General features: G+C 45.7%; 21 protein-coding genes. 10 read left to right on the top strand and 11 right to left on the bottom strand.

What is annotated here, in order from left to right:
* Positions 1-125: 125 nt before the first annotated feature.
* The 9 genes from WCK19_RS01535 to WCK19_RS01495 all read right to left on the bottom strand — a co-directional run bounded on the left by WCK19_RS01535 (position 126) and on the right by WCK19_RS01495 (position 7,322).
* On the bottom strand, positions 126-569 hold the full coding sequence (locus tag WCK19_RS01535; protein ID WP_342395585.1) for a F0F1 ATP synthase subunit epsilon: 444 nt from the start codon (positions 567-569) through the stop codon (positions 126-128).
* A gap of 15 nt (positions 570-584) precedes the next feature.
* Positions 585-1,991, bottom strand: a complete 1,407-nt coding sequence (atpD, locus tag WCK19_RS01530; protein ID WP_342395584.1) for a F0F1 ATP synthase subunit beta — start codon at positions 1,989-1,991, stop codon at positions 585-587.
* Positions 1,992-2,086: 95 nt separating this feature from the next.
* Positions 2,087-2,971 (bottom strand): ATP synthase F1 subunit gamma, encoded by an 885-nt coding sequence (gene atpG, locus WCK19_RS01525; protein WP_342395583.1) that lies wholly within the window; start codon positions 2,969-2,971, stop codon positions 2,087-2,089.
* A 65-nt stretch (positions 2,972-3,036) separates the two neighbouring features.
* Positions 3,037-4,596, bottom strand: a complete 1,560-nt coding sequence (gene atpA / locus WCK19_RS01520) for a F0F1 ATP synthase subunit alpha (protein WP_342395582.1) — start codon at positions 4,594-4,596, stop codon at positions 3,037-3,039.
* Positions 4,597-4,661: 65 nt separating this feature from the next.
* Positions 4,662-5,192 carry an ATP synthase F1 subunit delta gene (atpH, locus tag WCK19_RS01515; protein WP_342395581.1) on the bottom strand — a complete coding sequence of 177 codons (531 nt, stop codon included), beginning with the start codon at positions 5,190-5,192 and terminating at the stop codon, positions 4,662-4,664.
* Between the two features lie 9 nt (positions 5,193-5,201).
* On the bottom strand, positions 5,202-5,768 hold the full coding sequence (atpF, locus tag WCK19_RS01510; protein ID WP_342395580.1) for a F0F1 ATP synthase subunit B: 567 nt from the start codon (positions 5,766-5,768) through the stop codon (positions 5,202-5,204).
* A 99-nt stretch (positions 5,769-5,867) separates the two neighbouring features.
* Positions 5,868-6,095, bottom strand: a complete 228-nt coding sequence (gene atpE, locus WCK19_RS01505; RefSeq protein ID WP_342395579.1) for an ATP synthase F0 subunit C — start codon at positions 6,093-6,095, stop codon at positions 5,868-5,870.
* An 80-nt stretch (positions 6,096-6,175) separates the two neighbouring features.
* Positions 6,176-7,021, bottom strand: a complete 846-nt coding sequence (atpB, locus tag WCK19_RS01500) for a F0F1 ATP synthase subunit A (RefSeq protein WP_342395578.1) — start codon at positions 7,019-7,021, stop codon at positions 6,176-6,178.
* 55 nt (positions 7,022-7,076) lie between these two features.
* The gene (locus WCK19_RS01495; RefSeq protein WP_342395577.1) at positions 7,077-7,322 is read right to left on the bottom strand and encodes an AtpZ/AtpI family protein; all 246 of its coding nucleotides are present in this window, start codon (positions 7,320-7,322) and stop codon (positions 7,077-7,079) included.
* 618 nt (positions 7,323-7,940) lie between these two features.
* On the opposite strand from WCK19_RS01495, the gene WCK19_RS01490 reads away from it, so the two are divergent.
* Positions 7,941-9,797: a phosphoenolpyruvate carboxykinase (GTP) gene (locus WCK19_RS01490; RefSeq protein WP_342395576.1), complete on the top strand. Its 1,857-nt coding sequence runs from the start codon at positions 7,941-7,943 to the stop codon at positions 9,795-9,797.
* 46 nt (positions 9,798-9,843) lie between these two features.
* Here the strand turns inward: WCK19_RS01490 and WCK19_RS01485 are convergent, their stop codons facing one another.
* On the bottom strand, positions 9,844-10,611 hold the full coding sequence (locus tag WCK19_RS01485; protein ID WP_342395575.1) for an SDR family NAD(P)-dependent oxidoreductase: 768 nt from the start codon (positions 10,609-10,611) through the stop codon (positions 9,844-9,846).
* A gap of 432 nt (positions 10,612-11,043) precedes the next feature.
* On the opposite strand from WCK19_RS01485, the gene WCK19_RS01480 reads away from it, so the two are divergent.
* From WCK19_RS01480 to WCK19_RS01440, 9 genes are all read left to right on the top strand, one after another.
* Complete coding sequence (locus WCK19_RS01480) at positions 11,044-12,096, top strand: 1-acyl-sn-glycerol-3-phosphate acyltransferase (RefSeq protein ID WP_342395574.1); 1,053 nt, start codon at positions 11,044-11,046, stop codon at positions 12,094-12,096.
* Positions 12,097-12,526: 430 nt separating this feature from the next.
* On the top strand, positions 12,527-13,696 hold the full coding sequence (locus tag WCK19_RS01475) for a citrate synthase (RefSeq protein ID WP_342395573.1): 1,170 nt from the start codon (positions 12,527-12,529) through the stop codon (positions 13,694-13,696).
* An 85-nt stretch (positions 13,697-13,781) separates the two neighbouring features.
* Positions 13,782-14,867: an isocitrate/isopropylmalate dehydrogenase family protein gene (locus WCK19_RS01470; protein WP_342395572.1), complete on the top strand. Its 1,086-nt coding sequence runs from the start codon at positions 13,782-13,784 to the stop codon at positions 14,865-14,867.
* A gap of 441 nt (positions 14,868-15,308) precedes the next feature.
* Positions 15,309-16,379 (top strand): alpha/beta hydrolase, encoded by a 1,071-nt coding sequence (locus tag WCK19_RS01465; RefSeq protein WP_342395571.1) that lies wholly within the window; start codon positions 15,309-15,311, stop codon positions 16,377-16,379.
* Between the two features lie 97 nt (positions 16,380-16,476).
* Complete coding sequence (locus WCK19_RS01460) at positions 16,477-17,625, top strand: acyl-CoA dehydrogenase family protein (protein WP_342395570.1); 1,149 nt, start codon at positions 16,477-16,479, stop codon at positions 17,623-17,625.
* A gap of 402 nt (positions 17,626-18,027) precedes the next feature.
* Positions 18,028-19,815 carry a peptide ABC transporter substrate-binding protein gene (locus WCK19_RS01455; protein ID WP_342395569.1) on the top strand — a complete coding sequence of 596 codons (1,788 nt, stop codon included), beginning with the start codon at positions 18,028-18,030 and terminating at the stop codon, positions 19,813-19,815.
* A gap of 64 nt (positions 19,816-19,879) precedes the next feature.
* Positions 19,880-20,812: an ABC transporter permease gene (locus WCK19_RS01450; RefSeq protein ID WP_342395568.1), complete on the top strand. Its 933-nt coding sequence runs from the start codon at positions 19,880-19,882 to the stop codon at positions 20,810-20,812.
* 2 nt (positions 20,813-20,814) lie between these two features.
* Entirely contained in the window at positions 20,815-21,792 is a 978-nt protein-coding gene (locus tag WCK19_RS01445) for an ABC transporter permease (RefSeq protein WP_342395567.1), read from the top strand.
* A gap of 181 nt (positions 21,793-21,973) precedes the next feature.
* On the top strand, positions 21,974-23,335 hold the full coding sequence (locus WCK19_RS01440) for an MFS transporter (RefSeq protein WP_342395566.1): 1,362 nt from the start codon (positions 21,974-21,976) through the stop codon (positions 23,333-23,335).
* Between the two features lie 1,032 nt (positions 23,336-24,367).
* Here WCK19_RS01440 and WCK19_RS01435 read toward each other — a convergent pair.
* Positions 24,368-26,680, bottom strand: a complete 2,313-nt coding sequence (locus WCK19_RS01435; RefSeq protein WP_342395565.1) for a DUF3160 domain-containing protein — start codon at positions 26,678-26,680, stop codon at positions 24,368-24,370.
* Positions 26,681-26,695: the final 15 nt, after the last annotated feature.

The raw sequence follows: 26,695 nt of genomic DNA, 5'->3' as shown, positions 1-26,695 counted from the left end.
CGAGGGTTACTTCCAAAGGCTAGAATTTTCTGAAATGGGAGTAAAGGCAAATACCGAAGTTGCCGATAAGATAAAGAACCTAACATAAAAAAACGCGGGCATTATACCCGCGCTTCTTAATTTTCTTATTCTTCCATAGTCATGCGTGGAACGCCACCGCGCCCACCATGCCGCCTTGCAACTTCGATACGGACTAATGCTCTACGTAAGGAAATCTCAGCACGCAAGGCATCCTCCATGCTAATTTTTCCTCTATCTTGGAGAAGATATTCGGCACGTTTGCGAGCTTCTTCGGCACGCGATAAATCAATTTCATCGCTACGCTCAGCACTATCCGCCAACACTATGACCTTATTATTGATTATTTCAATAAAGCCGCCACCAATAGCCAGTGCAGTCTGATCAGCACCACGTTTATAGCGCAGTTCGCCAGCCTGCAACCCGCTCAATAGAGGGGCATGCTTAGGTAAAATACCCAGCACACCTTCCTCACCGGGGGCAGTGACATAATCAACATCTTCATCAAACACCACCCGCTCGGCGGTGACAATTTGCAATCTAAGTGGCATTCCTAAATCTCCTGATTAGAGATTCTCGGCGTTCTTGAGAACGTCCTCGATAGCTCCGGCCATAAAGAACGCCTGCTCTGGTACGGCATCATACTTGCCTTCCAGAATTTCCTTGACACCACGCACTGTTTCTCCGACCTTTACGAACACGCCGGGGCGACCAGTAAACTGTTCTGCCACGTGCATCGGCTGGCTGAAGAAACGTTCAATCTTACGGGCGCGAGTTACGGTGAGCTTATCATCTTCGCTCAATTCGTCCACACCCAAAATGGCGATAATATCTTGCAAGTCGCGATATTTCTGCAATGTGCGTTGAGCGGCACGCGCTACATCGTAATGCTCCTGACCAACAATCAGCGGGTCGAGAATGCGGCTGGTGCTAGAGAGCGGATCTACCGCCGGGTAAATACCCTGCTCAGAAATGCGGCGTTCCAGCGAAATAGTTGCATCCAAGTGGGCGAAAGTAGTAGCCGGAGCAGGATCGGTATAGTCGTCAGCAGGCACGTACACTGCTTGCACCGAGGTAATCGAACCGCGCTTGGTGGTAGTAATGCGCTCTTGCAACTGACCCATTTCAGTAGCCAGAGTTGGCTGGTACCCTACTGCACTAGGCATGCGTCCCAACAACGCTGACACTTCAGAACCAGCTTGTACAAAGCGGAAGATGTTGTCAATGAACAACAGCACGTCTGCCCCTTTGCTATCGCGGAAGTATTCCGCCATAGTCAGACCGGTCAAACCTACGCGCAAACGAGCGCCGGGCGGTTCGTTCATCTGTCCAAAGACCATCACGGTCTTGTCCATAACGCCTGCATCAGTCATTTCATGGTAGAGGTCATTACCTTCGCGGGTTCTTTCGCCCACACCGGCAAATACCGAGTAACCACCGTGCGCTTTGGCAACGTTGTTAATCAGTTCTTGGATAATTACGGTTTTGCCTACACCTGCACCACCGAACACACCGATTTTACCACCGCGAGTAAATGGAGCAATCAAATCGATTACTTTCATACCGGTTTCAAACATTTGGGCTTCGGTTGATTGGTCGGCGAAAGAAGGCGCAGAAGCGTGGATTGGGCGGGTTTCGGTGGTAGCCGAAGGTCCTTTGAGGTCCACGGTGCGACCAAGCACGTTAAAGATACGACCAAGCGTACCTTCACCTACCGGGACTGCAATAGCCTTGCCAGTATCGAAGGCTTTGTCACCGCGGCGCAGACCATCAGTACTGGACATTGCTACGCAGCGTACCCAATCGTTACCAAGGTGTTGCTGTACTTCGACAACCAGAGAATCTTGCTGTCCTTCGATAGGAACTTCAACAGCATTATAAATATCAGGTAGGCAATCCGGCGGAAACTCCACGTCAACCACGGGACCCATCACCTGCACTACATGTCCTTCGGTTTTATAAGTTGCGGTCATTATAATCCTACTTCCTTCCTCTTCACAGATATAAGGTGTTAGGCATTAGGTATCAATAATCGGCGTTAAGTATCCTAAAACCTAAAGCCTAAAGCCTACTTCTGTTTTTCCAGAGCCACCGCCGCGCTGGCGATTTCCAATATTTCACCTGTAATCTGAGCTTGGCGCGTTTTATTCATCAACAGCGTCAGGTCAGCCTTCAGTTCTTTAGCTTTATCGGTTGCATTACGCATCGCCACCATTTTGCTGCTCTGTTCGCTGGCGATATTTTCAAGGATAGCCTGATATATTTCAACCTCGACATAGCGAGGAAGGAGCGAAAGCAACACACCATTCGGGTCTGGCTCGAAGATAAAATCTATTTTCTTGAAGCCTGCTTCCTCTACGCTCATATCAGGTTCAATTGGAAGCAATTTTATAAGTTTGGGACGCACCGTCAGGGTATTGATAAAATCGGTGTACAGAAGATAAACTACATCAACCGTACCTTTGGTAAATTCATCAATAACCACCCGCGCGATAGGCAAAATATCCAGCAGATCGGGGTTCGCTCTTATATTATCGAACTCTGCTATTATATCTTTACCTACTCTGACCATAAAATCGCGACCTTTGCGCCCGATTGTGATTATTTTAACAGGCTTACCCCCCGTTTCGGAGGCAAGAAAGCGAGTTGCACGACGAAGAGCATTGGTATTAAGGCTACCAGCTAAACCTTTGTCGGTTGTAATCAGCACTAGACCAACGGTTTTAAGCTCTCGCTGCTGGAGCAAGGGGCTAATATTTCGAAAGTCTTTATCGCTGATACCTGCAATGTCCGCAATTACCTCCAGCACCTTCTTTGAAAAAGGGCGGCTGGAGAGTACGTTCATCTGGGCACGGCGCATGCGGCTGGCTGCCACCAGTTCCATCGCTTTGGTAATCTGCCCGGTATTACTTACGCTGCGAATGCGTCTTTTAATTACACGTACGCTCGGCATTTTTTCCTCTGTTTTCAAACGTGAACCGGATAATTCTTAGAACTCCGGTTCACGTCACCTCAAATTTACCCTAGCCAGCCCTGTTTGAACTCACCAATTATAGTACGAAGCTGTTTAAGCTGGTCATCGCTCATTTTCTTGCGTGGGCTATTGTGAACATCCGAAACGAATTTCGGATATACGTCTTCAATGAATTTGAGCAAACCGTTCTCAAATGCCTTAACCTTGTCGAGCGGTACATCATCCAGATAACCATTGTTAACTGCAAAGATGGAAATAACTTGCTTTTCAAACGCAAGCGGTTGATACTGAGGCTGTTTCAAACCTTCGGTAATACGCTGACCGCGTTCCAACTGGGCTTTGGTAGCTTTATCCAAGTCGCTAGCAAATTGTGCAAAAGCGGCAAGGTCACGGAACTGTGCCAATGCCAGTTTCATACCACCTGCTACCTGCTTCATAGGAGCGGTTTGCGCGGAACTACCTACGCGAGATACAGAGATACCGGGGTTAACCGCCGGGCGAATACCGGAGTTAAATAGGTCGGTTTCAAGGAAGATTTGACCATCGGTAATCGAGATTACGTTGGTTGGGATATAAGCCGACACGTCGTTCGCTTGGGTTTCAATAACCGGCAACGCGGTCAAACTACCGCCACCATTATCTTCATTCAAACGAGCGGCGCGTTCTAGTAAGCGACTGTGCAGGTAGAATACGTCACCGGGATACGCTTCACGACCAGCAGGGCGACGCAACAACAGCGACACTTCGCGATAAGCATTGGCATGTTTGGAAAGGTCATCATAGATAATCAAAGCATCTTTGATAACACGACCATCCGGCAGGGTAACACCGCTTTCCATTATCTCCTCGCCCATAGCGCAACCGGAGTAAGGAGCGATATAACGTAACGGCGAGGGGTCAGCAGCAGAAGCCGACACCACAATGGTGTGTTCCATTGCGCCAGCTTTTTCCAGAATACCGACCACCTGCGCTACTTGTGCCTGTTTCTGACCAATAGCAACATAGATACAAACCATGTCGCCGCCCTTTTGGTTAATGATGGTGTCAATGGCGATGGCGGTTTTACCGGTCTGGCGGTCACCGATGATTAATTCGCGCTGACCACGACCAATCGGAATCAGTGCGTCCAATACTTTGATACCAGTTTGAACGGGCGTATCTACAGATTTACGAGTAATTACTCCGGGGGCAACGCGCTCAATATAGCGTGTTTTAGTAGTGGCAATTTCGCCTTTTCCATCAATGGGCTGTCCTAGCGCGTTCACTACGCGACCGACTAGAGCAGCTCCAACCGGCACCTGAATAATTTTGCCGGTGGTGCGAACAGTATCGCCTTCCTGAATATGGGTGTAAGGACCCATAATTATAACACCGACGGTATCTTCTTCGAGGTTCAGCGCCATACCCACCACATCAGAGCCGTCGGAACCCCTGCCGGGGAATTCAACTAGTTCGCTCGATTTCACGCCCGACAACCCGTACACGCGGGCAATACCGTCGCCCACTTCAACTACCGTACCGACTTCTACTTGTTTGGCGGTAGTATCGAGACCTTCCAGTTGTTTGCGAATTATTGCGCTAATTTCGTCAGCACGTACTGCCATTCTTTATAATCCTCCTGAGGGGCGTTCATATTTTAGTTCCGGGCGCGAACCCGCGACTAGCTTAATCAGGCTAAAGCTTTCCTCAGCGCCTGTAGGCGGTTTTTTATGCTACCATCAATGAGCATATCGCCAAAACGCGCTACCACACCGCCTATTATGGTGGGGTCAACCTTTTTGTTCATTGTAATTTGCTTGCCACTAATTTTGATAAGCTGCTGGCGGATTCGCTCTTCCTGCTCACTATCAATCGGGACGGCTGTAGTCACTTCTGCAACTACGATACCACGCAAATCGTCAAGCAAGGCTTGATACAATTCGGCAATCGTACCTGCAAAAGTTTGCCGTTCACGCTCCACCAATAAAGTTGCCAGATTGAAGGCGGACAAGCTTATCTGATCCTTGAGAATTGAACTGGCAAGCGCAAGTTTTTTATCTTTGGTAATCTTCGGGTTTTCAAGACGTGCCGCTATAGTCTGGTCTTCAAACACTTGCTTGATAACAACAAGGTCAGCTGCCCACTCATCAAGCGTGTTGGTGGAGCGAGCCAGTTCAAAAACTGCCTGGGCGTAACGTCTTCCGGCGCTTCCTGATGGCATCGTGACTCCTTAATTCCTAGTACCGTAGCTGGATAGCACGTCGTTAATAACCTTGCTGTGCAATTCTTTACGTGTATTTAGTTCTTCGCCGATTACCTTACCGGCAGCAGCAATTGCCAAGTCACTAAACTCACGACGCAACTGAGCGATAGCTAGGTCACGTTCAGAGGCAATCTCGACTCTTGCTTTAGTAATTATAGCTTCAGCTGCAATACGAGCTTCACCTTCGGCTTCTGCCCGTTTCTTATCAGCTACAGCTTGCGCCTGTGCAATAATTTCTTGAGCCTGACGACGAGCCTCTTCAAATAATTGCTTCTGTCGAGCTTCGGTTTCAGCTACTTCTCGTTTAATCCGATCGCTGCTTTCCACGATTTCCGCCGCCCGCAACTTACGTTCATCGAGGGTTTTCAAAATCGGGCGATATACAAAACGCCACAATAGGAAGAGCATCAAAAGGAAGGCTACAAGCTGGAATATAAAGTTCCAGAGGTTAATACCTAATGCGCCAATACCTTCATCTGTAGCTTGCTCAGAAGCAATTATAGAAAATAATCTGTTAATGTTAACAAAGTGCATGGTTTATTTTCCCTCATCTTATTATTTAGCAAACAGAAATCAGTTGTCGGTTGTCGATACCGATTCATAACACCGACAACTGACACTGATTGCCGAATTTTAGATGCCTCTTTGGGCAACGAAGATGAGCAGCAGAGCGATGAGCAGGGCGTAAATCGCGACCGCTTCAGCGAAGGCAACACCGATGATCATGTTGATTCGGATGATGCCTGCTGCTTCAGGATTTCGACCGATGGCCTGCATTGCACCAGAGACCGCGATACCAATACCGATACCTGGGCCGATTGCACCAGCGCCCATCGCGATACCTGCAGCAAGTTCCTTCATTCTGTTTGACCTCCTTAAATATTCTCTGTGTTGTGAACTAGTTACTACTTTTTACAGATTTAGATACAAACCAAGTTTAGTTATGCAGCTTTTGCATGTTCCTCATGCTCTTTGTCGTGATGACTTTCCTCATGACCTCCTGCTGTTACCAGCGAGAGATAAGTCAGGGTAAGTATCGCAAAGACCAGTGCCTGGATAAAGCCCACAAATATTTCAAGCCCCAGAAAAACTATCAAACTGGGTGCAGCGATTTTCAGCATAACCGCCAGCAACACTTCCCCGGCAAATACATTGCCGAAGAGACGAAAAGCCAGCGAAAGAATACGAGTAAACTGACCAATTATTTCAAGTGGAGTTAAAAGAGGGTCCATCCAATGAGGTTCAGGAATGAACTCTTTTAACCAACCTTTGACCCCATGCGATACAATTGCTGCTATCTGCACGATTATTACTGCTAACAGCGCCATTGCGAAAGTCATATTGAGGTCAGCATTTGGTCCGCGCAATAATGGAACCATTTCTTTTAGAACTTTGCCATCCTCAGTCACATCACGTACAAAACCGATTGAGCCTACCCCAGGTATCAGGGAAAGCCAGTTAGCAAACAAAATCCAAGTGAAATAGGTTGCCACTAGAGGAAAGATAACCTTTGCTACACGTTTGCTGGTAGATTCAACCACCATATTGTGCAAGCTCTCCACCAATATTTCAACTACAGACTGCCATCGACCGGGTATAAGCTTGGCTTTACGTGCGCCTGACCATAGCAGAAAAAAGGTGATGAGCATGAAAAGTACGGTAGCTATTGTGGAATTGGTTACAATAAAGAAAGTGTCTTTGGAGCAAACTGCCGGAGCATCCATTTTCCCACCGATACACATAATCGGTTCCGGCTTCAGGCTAACTACCAGTTTAAATTCTTCCATTTTCCGGTTAATTACCTCATCCCAAGCTAGGAGCGTTAAATTGGCATTTAGAATGTTAGTTACGCTTGTTTCCAGGCTCGCTTGCTACGATTAGCCGCCAAAAAAAGTAACCTGCACTAAACAACCCAAGAAAGATGCCAATCAATACAAATAAAGGGGTTGTATTAAGTAATCCATCCAGCCATACCCCAGACACAATAAACAGGGCTAGTGGTACCGCTATCCCAAATCCGAGGCTCAAGGCAAAAGCCATAGCGCTTTTTTCTTCATTGCTGCCAGTGCCATCGTTTCTGTTACTCATAAATACTTACAGAAACCCTTTAGAGCCTTCATTAATCAGAATATTTACTTGAAAACGTGTGCTACTGTTTGTTTTTAGAAATCTACCCACAACAGTTAACCCTTACAACTACAAATAAAGCTTGTTTCATTATGGCTATTATAAATTGTAGCTGTTTGCGAGCAAATTAACTGAGCTAAGACAGTGGGAAGTATAACATAGTAATTCTAATGGCGCAAGTGTGAAATTTGGCACAATCATAATTTGGCATTAGGATTCAAGCAGGGAAATTGGGGAATTTAGAACAAGTTGCACTGGGTCAAGGATACAGTTTTTGGTGAGAATGCCAGTCTCATTCACAAAGGGTCAGCCCCTCATGTAATGGCTGCTTTAAGCAATACTGCCTTAAATAAGCCGGTCACAATAAGATTTCTTCCCGTTTGCAGTTTAATTCTGGTCATCCTGCTCCTACTTTGGCTTTGCTTGGCTTAAACGCATTTTCCCTAGAGTTAGGCTTGCGTCTCCTTGACATTAAGCATACTCAAGTCGTAAACTTAGACAAAAGTATAAACTCATAAATGATACTAGCTAGTCGTTTGTGGCTAGTTGGATAATTTGATGCCTAGAATAGGAGACACTATGGGCTTCCCAGATTACGTTAAAAACACGAAGTTACGTGAGTGGGTTCAGGCAATGGCTGAACTTTGCAAGCCGGACAGCGTACATTGGTGCGACGGCTCGCAGGAAGAATATGACGGGCTTTGTAATGAAATGGTTGAATCTGGTATGTTTATCCGACTCAATCAGGAGAAACGACCTAACAGTTTTCTTTCTCGGTCAGACCCTAGCGATGTTGCGAGAGTCGAAGATCGTACCTACATTTGTACCAACAATCGCAATGATGCGGGTCCAACTAACAATTGGATGCAGCCCAAAGAAATGAAAGCGACCCTAACTAAGCTATTTGACGGTAGTATGCGGGGTCGCACAATGTATGTAATCCCCTTTAGCATGGGTCCGCTTGGCTCTCCTATTGCCCACATTGGTGTGGAATTGTCCGACTCTCCTTATGTAGCGGTCAATATGAAAATTATGACCCGAATGGGTCGCAAAGTGGTGGATATATTAGGTGATGGCGATTTTGTACCATGCCTCCACTCCGTTGGTGCGCCTTTGTTACCCGGTCAGCAAGATTCAACATGGCCCTGCAATAAAGATAACAAATACATTGTTCATTTCCCAGAAGAACGCGCAATTTGGTCTTATGGTAGCGGTTACGGTGGAAATGCTTTGTTGGCAAAGAAATGCTTTGCTCTTCGTATTGCTTCGGTGCTTGCCCGTGATGAGGGTTGGTTGGCAGAGCATATGCTCATACTCGGTGTAGAATCTCCCACCGGTGAAAAAACCTACGTAGGAGCAGCTTTCCCAAGTGCCTGTGGTAAAACTAACTTCGCTATGTTAATACCACCTACTACACTGGATGGTTGGAAAGTATCTACTATTGGCGATGATATTGCTTGGGTCAAACCGGATGCTAACGGCATATTGCATGCCATTAATCCTGAAGCTGGTATGTTTGGGGTAGCTCCGGGTACATCCTATAAATCCAATCCAAACGCGATGGATGCAGTCAGCAAAAACACCATCTATACCAACGTAGCTTTAACCCCTGATGGTGATGTATGGTGGGAAGGTATGTCCGATACGCCCCCCGCTATTGCAATTGACTGGCAAGGTCAGGAATGGACACCCGGTTGTGGACGGAAGGCAGCGCATCCAAATGCACGCTTCACCGCTCCTATCAGCCAAGTACCCTCAATTGACCCAGAGTATGAAAACCCTAAAGGTGTGCCGATTTCTGCCTTCATATTTGGCGGAAGACGTAGTACAACAGTGCCGTTGGTTTATCAATCCTTCAACTGGGCATTTGGTGTTTATTCTGCCGCTACTATGGGTTCGGAAACTACTGCCGCAGCCGCCGGAAAAATCGGTGAGGTCAGGCGCGACCCCTTTGCCATGTTGCCTTTCTGTGGCTACCACATGGGAGATTACATCAACCATTGGTTGCAATTTGGGCGTTCCATTCCGAACCCGCCACGTATTTTTAACGTGAACTGGTTCAGAAAAGATGATAATGGCAACTTCGTATGGCCCGGTTTTGGCGATAATATGCGTATCTTGAAATGGATTGTGGAACGCTCACATGGGCAAGCTGCCAGTATCGAAAGCCCATTAGGTTGGGTTCCACGTTACCAAGACCTTGATTGGCGTGGATTGGATAGCTTTACCCCTGAAATGTTTGAGAAGGTGATGTCCATTGACCGCGATAACTGGAAAGCGGAATTGCTCTCACACGAGGAATTGCTCGACAAGATGTACGATCGCCTTCCCAAAGAAATGCACTATATTAGGGAATTGGTGCTTTCAGGTTTGTGGCGCTCACCTGAGCAGTGGAATCTTCCACGTGATGACCAAGGTATGCTGGTCGACGCATAATAGAGGTGTTTTTACAGGTGCGGGGCGAACCCCCGCGCCTTTTTATTTACATTGCAGTAAGACCACCATCAACCGGTAAGGTTGCGCCGGTTATAAAACTGCTTTCCTCACTGGCAAGGAACAAAATTGCGTTAGCTATTTCTTCAGGATGTCCAAGCCTGCCTAAAGGAATAGCGTTTGCCATGCCCTGCTCGGTAGCCTGTGGATTTGGGGTTGAATTTGTAAATAAATCCACCATATTGGTTTTAGTCCAAGACGGGCAAACCGCATTTACTCTAATGCCATAACGCGCACATTCTAGTGCAGCGGTTTTTGATAGCTGAATTACTCCTGCTTTGCTTGCGCCGTAAGCGGAAAGCTTTGGTGTTCCCACAATACCTGCGACACTGGCAAGATTTATAATACTACCACCCTCCTGTTTCATCGCCGGGATGGCATATTTCATGCCAAGAAAAACCCCTTTGAGGTTTACGTTGAGGGTAATATCCCAATCTTCTTCGCTCAGTTCGGTGATTCGGGCAGGGTTTCGCCCGATTCCAGCATTGTTAACCAGTATATTCAATTTACCGTATGTTTCCAACGCCAGATTAACGCTGGCTTGCACCTGTGCCGCATTGGTAACATCACACACAATCGCAGTTACACTACCACCATCGCTTGCTATTAATCGCTCGGTTTCTCTTAAATCTGCATCAAGCCGGTCTGAAATTACTACGCTTGCACCTTCAGAAGCAAATAACCGCGCAGTAATACGCCCGATTCCGTTACCTGCGCCCGTTATCAAGGCTACTTTCCCTTCTAATCTATCACCCATATAGCTATCCTTTCAAAGTGAAATCGTATTGGGGAAATAATTTTGACGAGATTTTACACCATCCAATCAGATTTAGCTTAGGATAAGGAAGATTTACGAACTGGTTAAACTCAATTGTCAAAAAGCTTGATTCAGTCACATTATCACATTTTGCAGTTACAGAAATCTTGGCTGATTTAGAGTAAAATAGTACCTTATAATGGTCTGTAATTATAGGGTCGAAAAAACATAATCTCTTTACGGTTTTGTTTCATCCAATTGGATCAGTTATGGGTAGTGCAAAGAGTGTGTCTATCAAACGATACAGTCAAAATAAATCTGACTGTATATGGCAGTTCTCAGATTTACTTCAGGCGAAAACGCTTATAACCTTATAACAATGAAAGAAGCTAAAACCTGTTAAGTGAGATTGCACCTAGGGAAAATAATAACTTGAGCAAAAAATCAAACCAAAGTTGGTTTCACCCCGCCTATGCCATTGATTTGGCACGCGAAGTGCTGGATCCGCTTGCTAAATATTACTTCAGACTTCAGCAAGTTGGGTTAGAAGATTTACCCGATCCCAATCAAGGACGTTCGATAATATTTGCAGCTAATCATGCGGGACGTTCTTTTCCTTGGGATGGTATTTTGCTTGATTACGCCGTGAGTATGTACTGGCACGAGCAATTGGGGTTTCCTGTGGAGGAAAAACCTCGCGCTCTGGTTGACCGTCAGGTTACTCTGTTAAAAAGGAATTTTCTTTTCCGCATAGTTAAATGGTGGTATAGAGTAGGCTGTGTAGATGCAACTGCTCGAAACTTTGTAAATCTGTTAAAACAAGGCAAACACGTAATTATTTTTCCAGAGGGCGTACCGGGCATAGCGCGTGATTTCAAGGATCGCTACAAGCTCATGCCGTTTAAAACGCCTATGTTGCGCCTTGCTACCAAACATAATGCTTATATTATACCGGTAACTATTGTTGGCTCTGAATATTTTCACCCATACGCAAATAGGAATCGTTTGTTTGATATAATTGCTCGCTTGCTTAAATTACCCTACCTGCATTTAAGCCCTATAATTTTCTTTCTTTTGGTTTTCCCTTTTATGTATTATGGGGTGTTGCCTGCTCCCGTTACAATACATTTCGGCAAACCAATCGAACCTTCCGAACTAATTGATGAAGGAATGGATTGGGATACTGCTACCGAAAGATTCCGAGCAATTGTACAGAAGCAGCTCGAAGAGGATAGAAAAAAATATGACAGGGGGAATGATTTTAAGGGTTTAATTTCTTCACTGAAGCGTGCGCCTGAGCCATTTTGGAAATTGCTTCCATTATATTGGCCTCACCGCTTTATCAAGCATGCCCGTAAATATACACCTGAAATCTTCCAGACCCTGCCTAACCCTTGGTGGTTCTGGATTCCGATACTCGGTTTGTATGACCCATCGGTGTTGCGAAAGAAAAAGCATTCTGAAAGTGAACAGGAAAAAAGCTAGAAAGCCTGTTGCGGGCTTTCGCAATCTTCAACTAGAAATTAATTAGAATCGACTCGCCAAAAGTATGAACTATAGATATAATAGATAAACCCAATGTGCTATTTGCTAATGACATTACTAAAATATAATATATAGATAATTTTGTCATTCCTCATTTTGCAACGAAGCAAGAGTTTCCTGGCTGCTCAGGGTTTAGTTCATAGCCGATGCTTTTCAAGATCGACCATACTACTTTGCTCATCGATAAGAGCCTATTCCATATGTAAGTAAATATTTTATATTTTGCAACTATTTGAACCGCGCTAATTCGGAACATTTCCTCTTAGGAAGGTTCTGTATGCAGTTCATTGTTTATTGCTCTTATATAGGAAATTGCCGTTCTAAGAGCAACGAATTGGGTCATCAGTTCATTTTTCAGGAGGGGGTAACTATGTCAGAGACTGCAATTGTTTTGAATGATAATTCCGCAGTAGTAAAAAGTGCCGAAAGTAAAGGATTTAAAGCTGGTCTGGAAGGAATTGTTGCGGCTACTACCACACTAAGCAAAGTTGATGGAACAGCAGGACGACTGATTTATCGAGGTTATGACGTTCAAGACCTTGCACGTAATGCCATATATGAAGAAGTGGTTTATTTACTTTGGTATGGTCGTTTGCCAAATCCTACAGAATTGGAGGAGCTTCAGGAAAAGTTGGCTGCCGAACGAACTTTACCAGCATCGGTATTGACAACCCTGCGGGGCTTACCTGCAACCACTCAACCAATGGATGCGTTACGCACTGCTGTATCTGCTTGGTCGGCTTCCTCAATTGAAGGTGCGCCAAGTCTGGATCAAGCTTTTGCGCTGGTTAGTAGAATGCCCGTTTTCTTGGCGGCATTTCACCGTTTGCGGCAAGGACTTGAACCACTCGAATCGATTCCTGAACTCAGCCATGCTGCAAATTATCTTTACCTATTAACCGGAAATATCCCTTCTGCAAATCATGTAAAGGCAATGAACGCTTATTTAGTGCTATTGTCGGATCATGGGATGAACGCTTCTACTTTTGCTGCGCGAGTAGTTTCCAGCACAGAGTCGGATATGGGTTCGGCTCTGGTAGCAGCAATCGGGGCGTTAAAGGGACCCTTGCATGGAGGTGCGCCCTCAAAAGTTAAGGATATGCTACTGGCAATCGGTTCGCCAGATAATGCCGAAGCTTGGCTACGAGATGCACTTTCGCATAATGTCCGCCTTATGGGCTTTGGTCATCGCATATACAAAACCGAAGACCCGCGTTCTTTACCATTGCAAGAACTTGCAAAACTTGCTAACCCTGAAGTATATGAACTGGCTCATCATGTGGAGGAAACAGCGCTTTTACTGCTGGAAGAATATAAACCCGGTCATAACCTTTATACCAATGTAGAATTCTATTCGGCAGTTCTTTTAGATTCTTTGAACTTACCGGGTGATTTATTTACCCCTACTTTTGCGGTAGGACGCTCAGCCGGATGGTCTGCACATGTGCTGGAGCAGATGGTTAACAACCGACTTATCCGTCCGGCAGCCGAATATAAGGGTCAAATAGATCTTGTTTTTGTTTCAATTGACCAGCGTTAAATCAGTTGATGTAGCAAGTAACTATGAAATTTGGGGGGATTTTAGGTCAGTAAATTACTGATAATCACACATAAAGGAGCAGAAATTGAGCTATAACGTAACCCTAATACCCGGAGATGGTATTGGTCCAGAGGTTACCGAAGCAACTCGCAGAGTGCTGGATGCTACCGGGCTGGAATTTAACTGGGAAGTAAAAAATGCTGGGGGCGAGGAACTAGAGCGTAGTGGTAGTTTATTGCCGGAAGGAACTCTTGAGTCGGTTCGTAGAAACAAAGTAGCTATAAAAGGACCAATAACTACGCCAATCGGTAAAGGTTTCAGAAGTATAAATGTAGCTTTGCGCCAAAGCCTTGATTTATACTCCTGCGTTCGCCCTTGCAAGTTTTATAAGGGTGTAAACAGCCGTTATGATTCTGTTGACCTCGTGTTTGTGCGCGAAAATATGGAGGATCTCTACGCTGGAGTAGAATATAGGGAAAATCAGCCTGAAACAAAAAGGTTGATTACCGAGATGAAAAAGGATTTTGGAAGCAAACTCAGAGACGATATGGCGCTCAGCATAAAAACTGCAAGCGCGTATGGCACTCGGCGTATTGTTAAGTACGCTTTTGAATACGCCCGCGACAACAACCGCCGCAAGGTCACGGTGGTGCATAAAGCCAATATCATGAAGTTCACCGATGGCTTGTTTCTGGATACTGCCCGTGAAATTTCAAAAGAGTATCCCGACATTGAATTCTCAGAAGTGATTGTAGATGCAATTACTATGCATTTGGTGCAATACCCAGAGGATTACGATGTGCTGGTGCTGCCTAACCTATACGGTGATATTTTATCGGATTTGGGGGCAGGTTTGATTGGCGGCCCGGGTATGGCTCCCGGTGGTAATATTGGCGATGAATTTGCCGTTTTTGAAGCTACTCACGGTAGCGCACCTCAGATAGCAGGTCAAAACATAGCCAACCCTCTGGCAATGATTCTTTCCGGTTTGATGATGTTGCGCCATCTTAGAGAGTTTGACGCTGCCAAAAGATTGGAAAAAGCTATCGCGGCAGTAATCGAAGAAGGCAATAAAGTAACAATTGATATGAAGCACGATCGCAATGCCCATGACGCTGTAGGCACGCAAGAAGCAGCAGATGCCATCATAGGTAAGTTGCAAACGCTTTAGTTATTTTCTCAAGATTCTTGGATTTCAGGCAAGGGGCATACACCCCTTAGGGCTGTTGCATAGTCAGTATTTATATATTCAACGGCTCCCCAAACCACCAGAAAATCGTTTTTGTAGGGGCGGTTCGTACCCACTACGGGGCACAGGCGAACCGCCCTCCTTTTATTGCCACATCACCCACAAAAAACACCACCAAACGAGGGCGCATCGCGATACGCCCCTACCAATTCGAACCTATTTCTTTGTCAAACCCCCTATAAAAAAGGTTTTATAGGGGACAATTCCTTTCTTGCAACAGCCCTGATACACCCCTTGTCTTTATTGACAATTCCATTTTCCAATGTTACATTTCTGCTTCGGGAAACTGCTATTCCAACTCCTGTTTCTCCCATTGTACTTTATAGTATTCTCAAAAAAACATACAAGAAAACGGATGAAATTATGAGTGAGATTAATTTTTTACCGGGTATTAATTATCAATGTATTAGCACCGATAGACTCGAAGTTGCCTATCTTGAGGCTGGCAAGGCTAATAAAACACCGGTTGTTCTGATTCATGGAAATGTTTCATGCAACCTGTTTTTTGAGCATTTGATGCTCGCTCTGGCAAATACCGGGGAGTATCATGTTTATGCCCCCGATTTGCGGGGTTACGGTAAGACCCAGACTTTGCCGGTGGATGCTACTAGAGGTATGAAAGATTACGCGGACGATGTGTATAGCTTTGTCACCGCTCTTAACCTTCCTCCTTTCCATTTGCTTGGTTGGTCATTAGGTGGCAACGTAGTGATGGAATACGCCATAGACCATTCAGATACCTTGCGTTCTTTAATATTGGAAGCTGCAAGCTCACCTTTTGGGTTTGGCGGTTGTCAGGGGCTTGACGGTAAACCTCATTTTGCCGATTTCGCCGGTTCGGGGGGTGGCACTGCCAACCCTGATTTTGTAACACGCCTTAAGAATCAGGATAGAGGCGATGCTGCGCCCAATTCACCCCGCAACGTTATGAATGCCTTTTATTTCAAGCCCCCTTTTAAAGTTGCATCGGATATAGAAGAAAAATATGTCACTGCTATGCTTTCCACCTATGTGTCGGATGGCAATTATCCCGGTGACCTAACTAATTCCGAGAATTGGCCTACTGTTGCGCCCGGTATGCTTGGGGTGAATAATGCCCTTTCCCCCAAATATATGAACCAGTCTAGTTTTACCAATATAAGCGTCAAACCCGGTATCTTATGGATACGGGGAGATAGTGACCAGATTGTTGCCGATAATTCTTTGTTTGATTTTGGCACTTTAGGAATGTTGGGTGCAGTTCCGGGATGGCCCGGTATGGAGGTTTACCCTCCTCAGCCAATGGTTTCACAACTTCGTAGTATGCTAGATACTTACAAGGCTAACGGTGGTAGCTATGAGGAAATTGTGCTGGCAGATTGCGGGCATAGCCCACATATAGAGAAATCCGAAGAATTTAGTACCAAACTTCTTGATTTTCTACGCCTTCATTAAAAGTAGGTCTAGGAGAGGCAAATTTGCGCTTCTCCTCTTTAATTGGTTGTACAAACGTTTATCAAGCCGCTTACCGCTTTATCATAGGAGATATAAAATGAAGCGAGACCTGTTCAATGCGGAACATGAGATGTTTCGAGCCTCTGTCCGACGTTTTGTCGAGAAAGAAATGGTTCCCAATTTTGAGCAATGGGAGAAAGACGGCATTGTTTCAAGGGAGCTATGGTTGAAAGCTGGTCAGCAAGGATTTCTTGGCATGGAAGTACCGGAAGAATACGGTGGAGTCGGACTTCACGATTTCTGCTATAACGCCATTCTTAGCGAAGAAACCATTTACGGTGGAGTATTGAGCGCAGGTGCTGGCTTTACTTTACATAATGACGTTGTATTGCCCTATTTCCTGAAATATACTACTCCAGAACAAAAACACCGCTGGCTTCCTAAAATATGCACTGGGGAGTATATCACTGCTATTGCTATGACCGAACCTAATACCGGGAGTGATTTAAGCGCAATTCGCAGTGCTGCTATTCGGCAAGGTGACTATTATCTACTCAACGGGCAAAAGACCTTTATTACCAATGGAATTATGAGTGATTTGGTAGTAGTGGCAGCAAAGACAGACCCCAAAGAACGCCACAAAGGTATCAGTTTGCTGGTGGTGGAGCGCGGGATGGAAGGCTTCTCTCGTGGGCGCAAACTGGAAAAGATGGGCTTGAAAGCGCAAGATACCGCCGAGCTAATCTTTGAGGATGTGAAAGTGCCGGTTGCCAATTTGCTCGGAGATGAGGGCAAAGGGTTCTATTATCTGATGCAAATGTTGGCGCAGGAACGCCTGAGTGTGGCAGTTTCCGCGATGGCAGCCAGTGAGAAAGCTTTGGAAATAACAGTCGAGTATTGCAAGGAACGCACCGCTTTTGGGCAGCCCATCGGCAATTTTCAAAATTCACGCTTTAAATTGGCGGAGATGAAAACAGAAATCGAAATTGGGCGTGTTTTCGTTGATCGCTGTATTACTGAACTGAACTCCGGTAGCCTGACTCCCGAAACGGCGGCAATGGCGAAATGGTGGGCAAGCGATTTGCAAAAGCGAGTAGCCGACCAATGCGTACAACTTCACGGTGGTTATGGTTATATGCTGGAATATCCGATTACGCGCTTGTACTTGGATGCGCGGGTGCAGAGCATTTACGCCGGAACTAATGAAATTATGAAGGAAATAATCGGACGCTCGATGGGATTTTAGTAACTTTTTACAAAGAAGGGCGCTACTTGTACAAGCGTCCTTCTTGCTTTGCCCAATAGCTTTGGATAGCTACACAAGCTTTCGCCTACCTCTACGCTTGTTTTAGGCAGATCCCAAAAATGCAGAGTTATTACATATAAAAGCTCTTGCGCTTTAAAGTTAGTAGAGTATTCCTCTTGGGATTCACCCCCCCCAAAATAGGCACTCCCTAAATCCATAATAATAGCTGGATTTTAGTGTTTGTAGCTTATCATACAGTAAAACGTAGTATTTAATCTAAACTACTTAATTAATATTTAATGAATCCTTTATGTAATATGTAAGGATTTGCTCCGCTCAATCGATTCCAGTTGCTATAGATTCCAAATTAGATTGAAACGATCCATGAAGGAGGAGATTAAGTTGAGGAGTAAAAATGTTTTCGCTAAGAAATCGCGCCATCTAAGGCTAGGCGCAACAATATTTCTGTTAGCAGGGTTACTTTTATCGGCTTGCGGGGATAACACTGCTACGCCTGTTCCCGCTACTACTACCGCCGCTGCCACTACCGCTGCCACCCTTGCGCCAAACCAGACGGTAGGACCCGCGGTTGTGAATACTGCTGCTACTACAACTGCCGCCGCTACTACGGCTGCTGCTACTTCTGCTGCTGCTGCTACTACGGCTGCTGCTACTTCTGCGAAAAGCGACCACCCCGGTTTATTGCGGGAAGCAAACATGTATGCGAATCCGGCAAGTTTAGACCCGGTCGGTTCCGGCACTACCCGTCAGATTATGGTAAATATTTTTGGCGGCTTGGTGACAAATAATTCCAAAGGCGAAATTCTGGCGCTGGCTGCTGAGAAATGGCAGATTTCAACTGATGGGAAGGTTTACACCTTTACCCTACGTAAAGACTTGAAATTTCAGAATGGAAACCCGGTGAAAGCCTCAGATGTAGTCTGGAGTCTTACCCGCAGTCTTGACCCCAAACTCAAAGCTGCCGCTGCGGTAAATCTAACTGATATTGCCGGAGCAGAGGACTATTATACTGCTAAAGCTACCGAGATTAGCGGTCTTAAGGCGTTGGATGACAGCAATGTTCAGATTACCCTGAACAAGGTTGCACCCTATTTCCTTTCCAAGCTGGCGTTACCGATTGCTTCAATTATTGATCGTACTGAAGTCGAAAAGAACGAACGCTGGTGGGAAAAACATACCGCCTCAATTGGTCCTTTCATTCTGAAAGAATGGAAGAAAAGCCAAAGCATCTATCTGTCGGCTAATCCTAATTACGTTTTTGGAAAGCCTAAAACTGATGTCGAAATGCTCTATGTCACTGATGCTCAAGCCCGTTTAGCGATGTTTGCCAAAGGCGATGTGGATATTGTGTGGAGCGTAGGCGATACGATTTTTGATCAAATCAAGGAAGACCCAGAACTTTCTAAGTTCCTGATTCAACCCAAAGAATTGACCTATACTGCATATCCGTTGATACTCAACCCGAAGGCTTATCCACCGTTTCAGGATGTCCGAGTACGACAAGCGGTAGCAATGTCCATTGATCGCAAGACCTTGATTGACAAGGTTTTTACCAGTTGCAAATTACCGGATAGTATTATCCCACCCGGCACAATACCGGGTTACCCGACAACCGTAAAGGCGCTGGAATATAACCCGACAAAAGCCAAGCAATTGCTGGCAGATGCTGGTTTCCCCGGTGGTCAAAACTTGCCGGAGTTCTCAATTGTACAGGCTGGTACGGGTAGTAGTTCGGCTTATATGGAGTTTTTCCAGAGCCAGATTAATACAAATCTAGGTATGAAAGTTAAATTGGAGGTAATGGAGCGCAGCAAGTTTGTTGCCGAAGAACGAAAGAAGACTAGCCTAGCCTCTTTCTATGACCGGGTGGTAGCGGATTACCTTGATCCGCAAAGTCTGCTGACCATCCCGCTACATTCAAAATCATCTTCTAACATCTTTGGTTATGAGAGCGCTACATTCGACAAACTGGTTGAAGCAGCCGATGCAGAATTGAATGCCACCAAACGGTATGAGCTATATGCTCAGGCTGAACAAGTGGCGGTTAACGATGCGGTGTTTGTGCCAATCTGCCAGATTTATACCCGGTTGGTAGCCAAGCCCTATGTTAGCGGCTATCAGTTTAGCCCAATAGGTATTTTGCCCTACGATCAGGTCGAAGTAAAGTAATTTAATTGCGGCAAGTCTTTTAATAGGTTTGCCGCCTTTTCACATCAGGCTTAAACAGATGCGAATGATTTTACGGCGAGCGATTGGCGCACTCCCTCTAGCTTTAGTAGCAGTGATTATTACTTTTGTGCTGGGGCGGATTGCGCCGGGCGACCCTGTGAGCGCGATGTTGGAAAACGGAGCCAGCCAGACTGTGGTAGATAGTATTCTTATCCACTACGGGCTTGACAAGCCTATACTTGAGCAACTCTGGATATACTTCGGCGAGCTTTTACATGGCAATCTGGGGTATAGCTACAGCCGCGGTGGGATTCCGGTTATCGAGATTATCGGCGATAGTTGGCTGGTAAGCTTGCAACTGGGTGCGCTTTCGATGCTCCTTATGCTAGGTTTGGGTATTCCCCTTGGTATAATCGCTGCCGCTTATCGCAGTCGTACACTCGATTGGGTGGTACGCGGTTTTGTGGTTTTGGGAACCAGTGTCCCTTCTTTTGTAATTGCTTATGTTGGAATCTGGTGGCTAGGGGTTCAGCTTAAGGCATTACCGATAGGGGGATGGGGTTCGTGGGAGCAAGCTATCCTACCCACGATTGTACTAGGTTTACCCGGCGCTGCCTATCTTACCCGGCAAACACGTTCTGCCCTTCTGGATGCACTTTCGCAAGATTATATACGCACCGCTAAAGCCAAAGGTTTGAGCCAAATAACAATAATGACCCGTCACGCCCTCCGTAACTCACTACTGCCGGTGGTAACTATGGTTGGACCTGTTCTGGGAACTGCGGTTGGTGGATTCTTTATTGTAGAAAATATCTTTTCAATTCCGGGGATGGGTCGTCTTTCGGTGCAAGCGGTTTACAGCCGAGACTATCCTTTATTGCAAGCGATTGTACTTTTATTGGTTTTCAGTTTTGTTTGTGCCAATTTACTGGTTGATATTGCTTATCTTTGGATTGACCCGCGTATTCATCACCGGAAAGCAAGTCGGGCGCATTAAATATGGATACATTAAATCAGGTGGATTTTGAAAACGAACCGTTAATTGACACCTTTGTACATGAAGAAGCCCGCGTAAGTGCCTCAACTTCCAATGTTATGGCAGGTTCGTGTCCGGTAATTCGTGAGGAGAAAACCCGTCCGCGTGGTCGTCCCGGCGTTCTAAAGCGTTTGTTACGCGACAAAGTAGCACTGGTATGTATCACATATTTGGGCTTACTGGGTATATTGGCGTTGCTTGCTCCGTTACTTGCACCCTATGACTACAAGTTCCAAGACCTTGCCCATGTGCGTGAAACACCTTCTTCGCTGCATTGGTTTGGCACCGACCAATTAGGACGTGATATTTTCTCCCGAATACTGTACGGCGCTCGTATTTCCCTAGCAATCGGTATTTCAGTCATGCTGGTGGAAACCGCTGTCGGTGTACTTCTGGGTTTGCTTTCCGGTTATCTGGGGGGTTGGGTTGAAACTGGAGTAATGCGCCTAGCCGATTTGACCTACGCTTTCCCCGGTCTGTTGTTGGCTATTTTGTTGGTTGGCATGCTCGGTCGTGATTTGTTCTGGCTTTTTGCGGCGTTTGTGATACTGGGCTGGCCTAATATCGCTCGAATGGTACGTTCGCAGGTATTGACTTTGCGTGAGCGTGATTATGTACATGCTAGTATTGTTTCGGGGGCGGGCTTTGGATGGATTGTCAGGCATCACATATTGCCGAACTGTGCCAGCGTGATAATTATATCAGCCTCAACCAGTGTAGGTGGTATCATGCTGGCGGAAGCGGGTTTATCATTTGTGGGTTTGGGGGTACAACCGCCATACCCAAGTTTGGGTAGTATGATTAGTGAACTGGCGCAATTGATTAAATCTAGACCACTTTTGATGTTTTTCCCCAGCCTGACTCTCTCACTGGCAATTATGTCATTAAACCTGTTGGGAGATGCGCTACGTGATGCTTTTGACCCAACCCTATCAAGGTAATAGATTCGGGTTTTAACTTTTCAATTCCGATTCCACAACTTCGCTTTTGAACATACAGGCGCGTTTTGCAAATTTGCAACGCCTTTTTGGCAGGAATAAAACCACTTGGTATAATCCTCTGGTATTATGGAGAAATCATTTTTGAATCCCGCAAAATTATAGGAAAATAGGAGCGTACTCAGTGTCGGAACTTGCCACGAAACGAGCTATTGAAAAAAAACCTAATGTTCTAGCTACGTGGTCATGGGCAACTTATGACCTTGCAAATACAATCTACAGCGCGTCAATTATCAGCATTTATTTTCCTGCTTGGGTAAAAAATGAGCTAAAAATAGAAGATATTTGGTATGCCTTGCCAATGTCTATCTCAATGTTGATTGTCGGCATCTTTAGCCCATTATTGGGCGCACTTTCAGATCGAGGCGGCAATCGCATGAAATGGTTGGGGGGCGCGACTATTTTAAGTATCGGCGCTCTTTTTCTTATGGGCGTAGCGCCCGCATTAGGGGCTGGTGTGGCGGTGTCACTTGGTTCAGGCATACTCTTTTTCATTATCGCCAACGTGGGCTATCAATCCGCTCTGATGTTTTACGACTCGCTTTTACCATCGGTTAGCTCTATCAGTAATTGGGGTAAAGTATCGGGTTTGGGCGTAGGCTTGGGATATTTTGGCGGGATTATCGGCTTTCTAGGCGTGGGTTATCTGGGAGATATGCTTTACGGCACTGGCGCGTTGTCCGGCGACAATCCCAAAAACTCCTATTCATTTTTTATAGCGGCAGTTCTCTATCTGTTATTCTCTATCCCCTGCTTTATCTTTGTACGCGAAAAGCATTATAAGGTTGAGCATAAAGCAACAAAACTAACTTTTACTTCTACCATTACGCAAACGCTGCGAACCTTAAAGCAATCTATGCTTTATCCGGGACTATTTGTATTTCTAGTTGCCAATTTCTTTTATTCCGATGCGCTCAATACGGTTATTACTGCAATGGGTATTTATTCAACCGAGGTGATTGGGTTCAGCCCTAGCCAGCGAAACGGCTTTCTGGCTTTTGCCACTATTTTTGCGGTGGTAGGCTCAATAATATTTGGCTTTCTGTCGGATAAAATCGGCTCCAAACAAGCCTTGAATATATCGTTGTCAATCTGGGTAGTAGTTTTAATCATCGCAATAGCTACACCACCGCGAGATTTTTTCTTCTGGATTGGCGGACCCTTGGCGGGGATTGCGCTAGGTAGCACATGGGTTTCGGCGCGTACCCTGATGATAGAGCTAACACCTCCGGAGAGATTGGGCGAATTTATGGGTCTTTACAACCTTACCGGAAAATTTGCAGCGGTGCTTGGTCCGGCGTTATGGGGCAGCACCTTACTTCTATTCAATCCTAATGATCCAAAAGTAGGTAATCTTGGATACCAACTTGCGGTTGGCACGCTGCTGGCAGTAGTGATAATTGGCTTTATAATACACCAATTTGTGCCTGTCCCAAGCAAAGAGGCTCGAAAATCATATAGCCGGGCAGAAGTGGAACAGGGATAAGAGAGCAACCCAAAAAGACCTAGTGCAAAGCATAAACTATGTTACAGCTTTTCAGAGTCTATTCCCAACTCCCGCAGCTTTGCCCAGCCGTTCTCTCTCGGCGTGTTGCAAAGCTGCTTCAGCGCGTTGGTACTTCGCCTTCTGCCCGTCTCGCTTCATTTGCTTTTCGGCTTCCTCCGATTCCCCTACGAAGAGGGGTTAAGTTGGCACACCCGGTTGAGCTTAAATACCGGGGCAGCCATTTTTACACTCGATTGCCCTATACAGAAACGTTAAGACGTAATAGCTTACAGTTGCCGCAATGCTAGGATCAAGTATAAAAAGCATCAGAATGAAGGCGAGTATGAGAGAAATCAAACAGCCGGAAGATGGGCGGGATTCATTTCTCTCCATTCTCCCCATGTTACGATCCTGCATTTTTTTGCATCCTTTCTGCTAAGGCAAGCCTAATAAACCGGTAAAAAGATTAGCCCGGATAGTAAGAAAATTAAGTTGGCTAGTGGTGAAAATTCCCAGTTAAGGCTAGTTCAGGAAATTGTGCTAACTTCCCCGTTTATATATCTTCAACTTGAAAACTTTGTGCCAAAATTGCTTAAAATTGCCTGCAAAATCCTAATACCGTTGGTATTCAGACGCAAAGCAACACAAAGCATGCGCTTGAAACAAAGCACAATTAGCCAATTATTAGATTAAAGTTCTCGTTAAAATTAAAATTTCTGGGTTAATTACCGGATGTAATAGGCTGAACGGAAACAGGTAAAGTCAACCAATTTGACCGGCTTTTCGATATAACCCCACAATCGCATTGCTAAAAGCGATTCAAGATATTTGTTTGTATTACCGAAATGGGTCAAAGTAGTTTCCTTCCTGCCTAAAGAGGTGTTGGAAAATACAAAAAGGCATACATTTTTAGCCGACTAACCTCGTTTGATTAGCCGAGTGTAGTATATAATAGCCCCGGCATTCTGTCAAGCCCTTTTAAAGCTTTTTCAAGATACCGGAGCTTTAGTTAAATCTTTAGTAAAATTCTTGTCAGGGCGCGGGTTGTATCGCTACACCAGGCGCAATATAACTCTTCTTCCAATCCTCAAGAGCAGGAGCTTTCCCTTCATTTAGGCGTTGCTGCCATGCTGCATCAGTTAAACGTTCGTTAGGTTTAACTGTAAACTCGTATTGGCTATACACTGCCCCTTTGGTCAATATGACTTTACCGTTTATCGGCACAACCACATAAATAAGATTTACACGCCCTGTAGCTTCGGTCAATACCTCCTGCAACCCGGTAGCAACATCGGCTACTAATGCCGCATCCTGCTTGTCAATATACTTGCGTCCGGTAGCATCGGCATCGGCGGCTTCCAGTGTATAACTCTCAATAGTAGCGCCCCAATACGCGATAAAGATAACTTCATCATTGGTAAGCTTCTGGTTGGTTAGCTCTTTCTCGGCAATAGTCTTGAGAGTCAGGGCAGTTTTTTCCAACCGCTGCAACACATCCGCATTGGACTTATCAATCAGGTTGCGTTGCTCAAGCCCGGTGCGGGTGAGTTGTGCCAACGCCGCCATACGCGCATAGAAAGCTGGTTCAGTCTCTACAAAGCCAGTTGGTAAATCTTCCGGACCGCCCCCACGTTCCGCATAAACTTGCTTTGCGTAGAGGATAGTATCGTGCTTTAATTCCGTCCAACTTGCCAACCCCGTAACAAGCTGCTTGCGCTGCCACAACTCGTTTTGCATATATTTTGGATAGCCAGTCCCGCGCTTTTCGACCAAAGGCTTGAGATTATACAGCCAACCCCAATAAAGATTCTGAGTCCATGTATCGTTGCTGATAGCGGCAACTTGCGTTTTTACCTTGTCCAACTGGGTAGAGAAATTGGCAAAATTGGTTTCGCCTGCTTGCTGCAAAAGCTTCTGCGCTTGCTCGCTACCGAAAGCGGCGAACACATCCAAGCCCTTTGGCAAATCACGCGGTTTTTCCAAAGTGCCTACCCTTCGCCAAATAAGGTTCTGGAAAATATAAGCATCCAGCGTAAAGCGTTGCCCCATCAAACGCATACCCTTAATCTGGGTTTCCTGCGATTCGGTTATCAGCGTGTACATCGAATTAATCTTGGGAGGCGGCAGCGTATCCGCCGATTTTTTGAACTGCGCGAACTTTGTAGCATCGGCAAACGTCTTTAAGTCTTTTAAACTGCTCTCACTCCAAATTGCAGTTGCCAGATTGGCATAATCCAAATAGGTTAGGTCATCCGAAGAACCCACAAAAAAAGCGGTTGGCTCATAAATCAGTAGCCAAAGGTCTCTCGCCTTCTGATTACCAAACTTACCGTTTAGAATTGCCTGTGATAGCAGCAAAGCGGATTGAGTTTCACTGTCATTCTTGAGCCTGAAATTCATGCGCCCAATCCACATCATCCCCCTGAAATAATTCTTCAACTCCTCCGAAATAGTGTAATGTCCACGAGGGATATACTGGCTGTAATCTTCTTGATAGTCACTACCCATAATAGGGCTGAGCGCAAACCCGCCTGTCCCGTCAATCAGCTTCATTTCGGCATCCACCAATTTAGCGGCAGAATCAGGAAGCGAATTCAAAGCCGCTTTGGGTTCTGCCAGTTTACGAGCTACCGCCGTAAAAGCCACGTTGCGAGTTACCGCCCCTTCCAACGCCGTACCCTTGAGGTCATTGTACTGCGCCAGCGAGGCATCATATAGCGCGGTGGTAAGCCCGATTAGGTCTTTAATCAAAAAGTTTCGCTCGGTATCGCGCAACAGCTTATCAAACAGCAAATGATAAACATGCGCCACGCTGTCGGTAGAGATATAAGTTGGAATCTGGTCATAGCGGAAACTTTCGTATGCTTGGAAAAATTGCTTGAATTGAGCCGGTTCCACTGCAAAATAATTCTGCTCAATCAGCTTCTTCTGAGCATCACTCAGCTTAAAGTCCGCAATGTTAGTCACATTCGATAACCCGGAACTTACACTATACGCAGGAAAGTTCGGTTTAATGGTCGAGGGTTGTTCTTTGTAAGCGGCAAAATTCGGGTTATAGCGTTGAACCACAACCGGAGTAGCCGCAGCGGTGGTGGTAGTTGCAACGGTTGTGAGTTGACTTGGAGTTGTAGCTTGCGTTGTGGCAGCAGCAGTCGTCTCAGTGGTAACCGCCGCAGTGGTAGGAGTGGGCGTTTTGTTAAATAGAAACGAAAGACCCGCCCCGGTTTGGCTTGCACCCGCTGAGGTAGGGGTAGCATCACCGCAAGCCGCCAGCAGCAAATTCAGCAGCAAAGCTACCAACCCAAATAAACCGTAAAGTTTTAGCAATCTGTTTCGGTCACTCATAAGCATCTGTTCCTT

This window comes from Candidatus Chlorohelix sp., assembly GCF_037138995.1.
In the GTDB taxonomy this organism is placed as follows: domain Bacteria; phylum Chloroflexota; class Chloroflexia; order Chloroheliales; family Chloroheliaceae; genus Chlorohelix.
This window is presented reverse-complemented; position numbering and strand designations above follow the sequence as displayed.